Annotated in this window: 3 protein-coding genes; all 3 read right to left on the bottom strand. The window is 41.6% G+C overall.

Annotated features, from left to right (window positions below; translation table 11 throughout):
* Positions 1–6,818 (bottom strand): amino acid adenylation domain-containing protein (locus A6049_RS27955; RefSeq protein WP_145921964.1); only part of this gene is annotated, 6,818 nt, incomplete at its 3' end.
* Positions 6,819–7,000: 182 nt separating this feature from the next.
* On the bottom strand, positions 7,001–7,714 hold the full coding sequence (locus A6049_RS27950) for a thioesterase II family protein (protein ID WP_063567725.1): 714 nt from the start codon (positions 7,712–7,714) through the stop codon (positions 7,001–7,003).
* Between the two features lie 36 nt (positions 7,715–7,750).
* The gene (locus tag A6049_RS27945; RefSeq protein WP_095206239.1) at positions 7,751–9,004 is read right to left on the bottom strand and encodes an MFS transporter; all 1,254 of its coding nucleotides are present in this window, start codon (positions 9,002–9,004) and stop codon (positions 7,751–7,753) included.
* Between the last annotated feature and the right edge of the window lie 9 nt (positions 9,005–9,013).

The following is a 9,013-nucleotide window of genomic DNA, read 5'->3' as shown; positions in this document are numbered from 1 at the left end:
TCAGGGGTCAATGCAGCCTGAGAATGGAACAGATCTACCACGCTTTGGTCAGATGGATAAGCTGTGTCCGTTGCATTAAATTGTTGCATAATCGATTGCTTTTCCTGTTCTGACAGCATTGGAATATGCGCCAACTCTTCTTCTGGCTCAGACAATACTGCTTTTAACATTACATGGTAATGATTTGCCATTCTTACTATTGTTTCTTTCACGAATAGATCAGTGCAATATTCCCAATGGAGATCGTACCCGATGTCCGTTTCAGCCATGCTTACAGTCAAATCGAATGTAGCAGACAAACTGTCCAAAGTAACAGGTAACAACCGGGTCTCTTCCACACTCAGCTCCGAATGCTTTTCGTTAAATACAAACACAACATCAAAGATCGGATTGCGCGATGGATCTCGTTCGGAAGATACCTTGTCTGCCAACTGGTCAAACGGGTATTCTTGGTTCTCTCCTGCAGCAAGAAGCTTTTCCTGAACATGCTTCAGTAGCATGACAAAAGTATATTCAGGCTGTATTTCTCCTCTGATAGGCAAAGTATTAACAAACATGCCCAACATATCTTCTGTTTCTGGATGCACTCTTCCTGACACCGGACTACCTACCACTACAGTATTTTGTCTGCTGTATTTATGCAGGATAAGCATGAATACCGACATCAAGACTGCATATTCGGTTGTTCCGTGATGGCGAGCGAGACCTTTAATGAGCTCGCTTGTTTCTTTATCCAAAGGGAAATCAATGCTATCGCCATTGTGACTTTGTTGACGCGGTCGAGGGAAGTCGGTTTGCAGATCCAGAACAGGACAATCTTCAGCAAACTCGCTCAGCCAGTATTGTTCCTGTCTATGCAAATCACGGCGTTGTTCCCAAACAGCATAATCTTTGTAGTGAAGTTTGAGATCTGGAAGAGTTTCACCATTATAAAGATGCAGCAGGTCGCTTATGAACGTATGCTTAGAACCTTCGTCGAAAATAATATGGTGAATATCTATCATCAGCAAACTTTCTTGCTCCGACATTTCATATACCCCGACTCTCCACAGCGGAGCTTCATTCAGATTAAAAGGCTGAACAAATTGCGCTAATAATTCTGGTACAGTTTCATGTTTTGCGTCGTCATGCCATAACTCCCAATCTACGTGATTAGCGATGGTTTGACGGACATCCCCATCTTGGATAGAGAAAGATGTTCTCATTAGTTCGTATCGCTCGCATAACCTCTCCAATGCCGTTTTCAGTCGATGCAAATTCAGTTTGTTTGCCCTGAACATCATGGGAATATTATACGTAACGTTACTGCCCTGCATTTCATGAATCATATAAATTCTTTTCTGGGCAGCACTGACGGGATACCATTCTCTTTCTACCAGAGATTCAATCGGATCGTATACATCTGAATGTTTCACTGCCGAGAATAACCCTGCAATATTTCTAACGGTTCTGGCCATTAAAATCTCACGTATCGCTAATCTGTGACCTAAACTTTTATCCAGCTTGTTGATTAATCGCATAGCACGAAGTGAGTGGCCACCCAGATCAAAAAAACTATCATCCAGGCTGACTGTGTTGATTCCTAAAACCTCCATGAAAGCCTGCTGAACATTACTTTCTGTCTCATTCAGGAACTCGTCTACCGGAATTGAATCCTCCAGATAAGGAATGGGCAGAGCACGTTTATCTAGTTTGCCATTTGACGTTAACGGGAGTTGCGCAATCACTTTGATAAACGAAGGCACCATATACGAAGGTAGCATTTTGCTTATCTCCTCACGAATATAGGAAGGTCCTTCAATTTCTTCACCCACAACATATGCGGCAAGAAAAAGTTCATCATTCACTTTGACCGGTACGCAAGCTGCATCCAGGACATTTTTAATTTCTCTAAGCTTACTCTCTACTTCGCTGACTTCGATGCGGAATCCCCTGATTTTAACCTGTTCTCCGATCCTGCCTAAGAATTCGATATTGCCATCATCGGTCCAACGCGCCAAATCGCCCGATCGATACATTCGTCCATCTTCATGAAAAGGGTCCTTCACAAATTTCTCTTCCGTGAGTTCAGGCAAATTCATGTACCCTCTGGCCACGCCTGCCCCTGAGATGCAAAGCTCACCTGGAATACCTACTCCGCATAGCTGCAAGTCATTCAGGATATAAATACGGGTATTAAAGATGGGTTTACCAATGGAAGCCAGCGCTCTGTTACCACTTTTGAATGAATAGGAAGTTGCTGTAACCGTTGCCTCCGTAGGCCCATAGAGATTGCTTAGACGATCCATTGCTCCTTCAGTTATTTCGTCAAATTTTTGAAGCAGCTCGGAAGTCACAGGCTCAGCTGCCAAATATATTTGTTTTACCGCTCGAAGTTTATCCGTTTTATTCTGTTCTTCTGCGTATTCCATAACGATCCGCAGCATAGAAGGAATTAGTGCTATGTGACTACCCGGCATAATTTCAAGCAGTTGTTCCGGATCCTGATGCTGTGAATCGTCGATAATCTTTAGTTTGCTTCCTGCAATCAGACAAGGGAATATCTCCCATACAGATCCATCAAATACGTGTGTCGTTTTCTGGATAACCACACTATGCTCGTCATAATTTCCTACTGTCATCTGCCATATAGCTTGGTTAACAACATGAAGGTGCTCAATCATAACTCCTTTGGGTTTACCCGTTGTTCCCGAAGTATAAATGACATACGCCAAATGATCCGGCTTCGACACAGATGATAGATTTTTCTCTACCTTGTTCCGACATTTTTCAAGTTGAATGGCATGCGTGTCCTTTAGAATCTCTGTTATTTTTTCACTCCCTGAACCTGTTACAACACATGTGACGGAACTATCCTGAAGCATATATTTGATGCGTTCAACTGGATAATTAGGATCGATAGGTAGATAAGCTCCTCCTGCTTTCAGAATGCCAAGCATTCCGACGATCATGTCCGTGCATCGCTCCAGTGCAAGCCCAACAATCTGATCGGGAGCCACTCCTAGATTACGTAATTGTTTTGCTACTGCATTGGCTCTTTTATTCAAATCGGTATACGTAAGAAAATCGGATCCATATTCAACAGCAATTTGATTGGGAGACTTTTCAACTCGATCTTCAAATAAGGAAATTAATGTATCCTCCGTGGGCAAGGCAAACCTATTGTCATTAAAGGTTTTAAGTACGGTTTCCTTTTCTTTTGCACTTAACCAATCCATTGAGGATAATGGCATGTCTGGGTTTTGCAGACACTGCTTTAGTATGCTTTCAAAATGGGCAGCCAAATGGGAAATAGATGATTGCTTAAAAATATCTTGGCAATATTCCCACTGAAGCTCGTACCCGTTGGCTCCTTCCACAATACTGAGCGTGAGATCAAAAGAAGATGCAACACTCTGTAGAGGGACAAAAGAAGATTTAAATCCACCTAGGGATGCAGGTGCCTGGACATTGTCCTGAAGCACGAACATGACATCAAATATGGGGTGACGTGAAGGATCACGTTCCACGCCACTTTTCTCAACCAGCTGTTCAAAGGGATACTCTTGGTGTTCGTATGCTTCCAAGCATTTTTCCCGAACCTGCTGCAATAGTTCACGAAAAGTCTGTTTCTTCCTAAACTCTGCTTTGATGGCCAGCGTATTCACAAACATACCCAGCATGTGCTCGGTTTCCGGATGGACACGGCCTGCAATCGGGCTTCCAATGATTACTTCTTCTTGTCTGCTATACCGGTTCAACAAATACATAAAGCAGCTCATTAACAACATATACGGAGTCGTGTTGCTACGTTGACTCCACTGTTTCACCTGTTGATGTAATTCAGCATCAATATAGGTCGTGATACTGCTACCACGATAACTGTGCTGCATCGGTCTAGGATAATCGGTCTTCAAATTTAAAACCGGAATTTCATCATTAAACTGAGCAAGCCAGTAATCTGCCTGTACTTGCAATTCTCTTGAGTTTTGCCAGAGGCTGTAGTCTTTGTATTGTGAATCTAGTGGAGGCAATATATTGCCGTTATATAATTGTTCAATATCATGTAATAGTAAAGCTTTGGAGCCATCGTCAAAAATAATGTGATGAATGTCAAATAACAGCAAGGTCACGTCATCTGATCCATACATCATCCCTGCTCGCATGAGCGGTGCTTTGTCTAGATCAAATGGACGGACAAAATTTTGGACCAACTGCGGAAAGTCTTCCATACTGCCATCAAGCATAGTGAAAATCGGTTCAGCATTTTGATCAATAATCTGTCTAAACTCTCCTTCTTCGTAAGCAAAGTGCGTTCGAAGAATTTCATGACGCTGAAGAAACATTTGAAGTACTTTTGCAAAATGTTGTGCATCCAGCTTCCCCTTCACTTGCAGTGCAAAGGGCACATTATAAGCCAAGCTTTCCGTATCCATTTGCTGAACAACAAACATACGCTTTTGAGCATAACTCATCGGATAAACATCCAAGCGTTCCCTGACTAGTGGCAGAAACACATCGGTAGATTCTTGTTTGCAATGAGAAATCACTTGAAGTAAATCCTGCACCACTGGGGCATTAAACACATCTTTTATGCTAAGCTTTGAACTCATTCGTTGCTCTACAAGATTCACCAGCCTAGTTGCTCGCAGGGAATCACCGCCAAGTTCGAAAAATTGATCCGTCATGCCAACTTCCTGTAATCCAAGCACTTCTTGCAGAATTTCGGTCAACAGTATTTCTGTTGGATCAGCTGGCGGAACATAATTTGCGGACCTCACGAAATCTGGCTTCGGGAGCGCTCTCTTGTCCAGTTTCCCATTAGAAGTGACAGGTAATTTATCCATTTGGATAAGGTGTGAAGGAATCATGTATTTAGGCAAAAATTCGGCCAATCTTTGTTTAATGCTAGTACTCTCCATTTCCTCTTCAGCCACGAAGTATCCACATAAATAGGGGTAGCCTCTATCTTCTCGTTTGATAACGACCGCGTTACTGATCTTTTCCAGACTACGCAGTTTGCTTGTAACTTCCGCAAGTTCGATACGGTACCCCCTAATTTTGACCTGATCATCAAGTCTACCCAGATATTGTAGAGTCCCTCCCTCCATCCAGCAGGCAAGGTCACCAGTGCGGTAGATTCTTTCACCTGGAACATATGGATTATCCAGAAAACGTTCAGCAGTTAGATCAGGCTTGTTGATGTATCCTCTGGTTATTCCTGCACCTCCAATGTACAATTCGCCTGGCATACCAACACCACAGATTCGATCCTCATTCATAATATAGATGGTCGTGTTGGAAATCGGATTGCCAATATGTACAGCACTTAACGATTCATTCAGCGGAACGGCATAAGATGTTGCAAATACCGTTGCTTCTGTAGGCCCGTAACAGTTAACTAGCTGGGTCTTACCTTGTGAACCAGAGTAAAAGCGCTCTGCCAAAGCAAGTGGAAGAGCTTCTCCGGATAGTACAATTCGTGTTAACGACGATAGTGCAGACCAATCAGCTGCAAGCGTAAATTCTTCTAATACGGAAGGGACGAATGAAGTACGGGTTACCTTACACTTCTTAATGGTTTCCATAATCCTAGAGGGTTCTTTTTCATCTTCCTTGGGTAAAAGTATGACCTTAGCCCCAGCTAAAGGAGCAACAAACAATTCCCAAATCGATAAATCAAAAGCATAGGTCGTTTTCGCTAAAACAATGTCATATTCTGTGAATTGATTCCGCAGCATCCATTGAGTAAAATTCACCAGGTTTCGATTTTCTACCATTACGCCTTTGGGAAGCCCAGTCGTACCAGAAGTATAAATAACGTAGGCCAAACTCTCAGGCTTGCTTATCCGCTCAAGATTGCCCTCATCTCCTTCATCACCAACAGAGAGTGGTAAGATCTCATGAGAAGTTATTGAACGAATACGGTCAATGTAAGCATCCTCGGCTAATATGACCATAGTCCCACTATTTTCCAGTAAATACTGTATGCGCTGATCCGGCAGTTCTGGATCTATCGGCATATATGCTGCTCCTGACTTCAGAATCCCATAGATCCCCACCATCATTGAAACGGAACGTTCTGTAATAATTCCAATGACGTGATCCGGTTTGGCTCCCATCTCTCGCAACTTTTGCCCCACACGATTGGCTCTCCCATTGAAGTCTTTGTAAGTAATCTTCTCCCCTTTGTATTCAAAAGCAATATAATCAGGGTTCTGGTCTACCTGTGCTTCAAACAGCTCGATAAATGTAGAATTCTGATCGTATGGAGTTTTGCTTTTATTAAAGGTAGTCACCATTTCCTGCTTTTCAATATCGCTAACGAGTTCTATGTCTCTTAGTAAAATAGACGTACGGGTAATCATTTGTTCGGTGATGGTTAGTAATCGGGCATGCATTCTCTTGATCATATGATGAGTTATGTGCTCAGAGTGCGTTTGGTATGTGACTAAAAACCGTCCTTGTTCTTCCGTAATTCCCAGCGTTATAGTATTTCTGCAATCGGAACGATCCGAAATCATATGGTCTAGATTCATCATAATGGTCATCCCAGATGTACAATGCTGCTTCCACGATGGGTCATTCAACCGTTGTTTCAAAAAATCATCAACCAGCAGTTGTTGGTCCGTTTGGACCTGTAGAGATCTTGATTCCCCATCGGAAGTGTTCACTTCAATAAACGATGTATCACTTCCAGAAATGAGATTCTCATAATAACCACAAACAGAAGCCAGTATAAATGGTGCATTCACTCCATAATCTGAGCTAAATTTCCGTATTGACCGCCCCAGTGACTCGTCCATTTCCATCTTGTATTCCTGACTCATGTCGATCATGTTAGCCTCCTACAATAATTGTAATTAACTTGAAATAAAGATAAAAAAATAAAAACAACACAAAAAATCTCTTTTAATGATAAATATGGATCTAAAGAACCATATTCTTCATTAAAAGAGAATATCCTTCACCGTTTTTAGCGTTCGACAAACAATCTGAAAGTTTGACAAAAAATAAGCCATTAATTAGACAAAACTGGCTGTCTCAATTCATTAGAAATGGACTGACTGACTTCCCATGCCATACGCTTGGCTTCCTGATTAATAAAGAAGTGACTTGGTCCCATTCGATGATACATACAGAAATTTGAAGAAAGGGGTGACCAATCAAAAATTTGTCTCTGCTGATTCTCCTCATCAGAATAAAGTACAGTGATATTAGCATCGATCCCTTGTCTACCTTGCACATACGAATATTCGGCGTAGAGGTCAAGATCTTTAAGATATTTAGGTACGATCCACTCCAGCAAGGTCTGTTGTTCTGTGATAGGAAGATTTACTCCCATACTAGACAAGTTAGCTTTCACCCTCTTTTCCACATCTGTACGAGTTAAACGCTTCGCTGTATGTTGACTTGGGGGAACATGAGCTGCAAAGAACATGTGAATCGGTTTTCTATTGTACTTTTGTAAAATCTCATAATAAAGTTCGTATGCTACAAGGCTTCCCATGCTATAACCCATAATGGCAAAAGGTTTCTCGTCCCATAACTCCTGCACTTGAACCGCCAATTCCTGAACCATATGTTGGAAGCTTAAGTGTTTATTCTCCTGCCCCAGCTCGGAATATTCAATGGGTATCATTTCAATCCATTCAGGAAGATTAGAAGCAAATTCATAATACATGGATGAACTTCCACCAGCATAAGGCAAACAAAATAATTGCATTCGCTTCATTTTTGTTATTTCTCCTTTTTCGTAACAGCTGTCTGATCAGACCTGCGAAGTTACTGTATCTTGAGTTGTGGAGCCTTCACTTGATGAGCTGAGCAGCTTTTTCATGACGAGCGATATAATCATGGTGATAATACCAATCAAGATAACGAGAAGGTACATATTATTAGTAAATTTATCAATCAATGTTCCTATCACCACTTGACCAATAGGGACGGCACATGTCGATATAGCAAACAATATAGCCATTACTTTGCCCAACAAAGCATTAGGCGTCTTTTTCTGCAGGAGTGTAGTAAAAAAAATGTTAACAAGAGTAATGACAAACATAACTAACATGGCACAGAGAGAAAACACGAGATATGCAATAATGGGTTGTTGATCACCGTCCAGCCAGGAAGGATAAATAGCCAAAGCCATAGGTAAAAATATAATTCCGCTGCCTAAAAAGCATAAATATAAGTTGTTAATTCTTATTTTCCCTGCAAGAAGGCCTATGACCGCAGCGGCAACGATCATACTCAATGATATTCCTCCTTGTGTATACCCGAAGTATTGATCTTCCATATGCATTAGCACTTTAATAACATAAGGAATACCTACTAAAAAAAGAGGAGTAATAAATAAATTAATTGAAGCGGCAATCAAAATAATTTTAAGTAAGAAGGGGTTCTCTTTATGAATGTAGCGAAATCCTATTGCTAGATCCGATCCAATCGTTTTGAGCATTCCCTGAACTCTGGTCTCTTTGAAGAAAGGAATCCGGATAAAAAGCTCAATGATCGCAGCAATCAAAAAACTGGCACACGTAACAGCGACGATAAATTCAATCCCTGCAAATCCGTAAATCAGTCCTCCGAGCACAGGACCTGCAAAGTTTGTAATAGCTCCGATGCCCGATACTGCACCGTTGGCCTTCATTAATTTATCCTCTTCAATCAACAAAGGTATACTCGCTTGAACAGTAGGGTGATAGAAGGTGCTGACCAGAGCTAATATTGTCATAACTGCTCCAATGATAATAACCATGTCACCTGATCCTGCATAAAGAAATGCAAGCAATCCACCCGTTACTACAAAACTGATGAAGTCAAAGGACACAATTAGATGTTTTCGATTTACCCGATCCGCGATCGCTCCGCCAATGGGGGATAGAAGTATGGTGGGTAGCGTTGAAACAGCAAGCAACACAGCAAACGTCTCTGCAGAGCCTGTAAAATCAAGAATATACAATGACAGTGCAAAACGTAGGATAGCACTTCCAAATAAGGTAATGATCTGTCCTATCAGAATCAGGTTGAA

Source organism: Paenibacillus sp. O199, assembly GCF_001636635.1.
In the GTDB taxonomy this organism is placed as follows: domain Bacteria; phylum Bacillota; class Bacilli; order Paenibacillales; family Paenibacillaceae; genus Paenibacillus; species Paenibacillus marchantiae.
The sequence above is the reverse complement of the archived record's forward strand: the minus strand, read 5'-3'. Positions and strand labels throughout refer to the sequence as shown.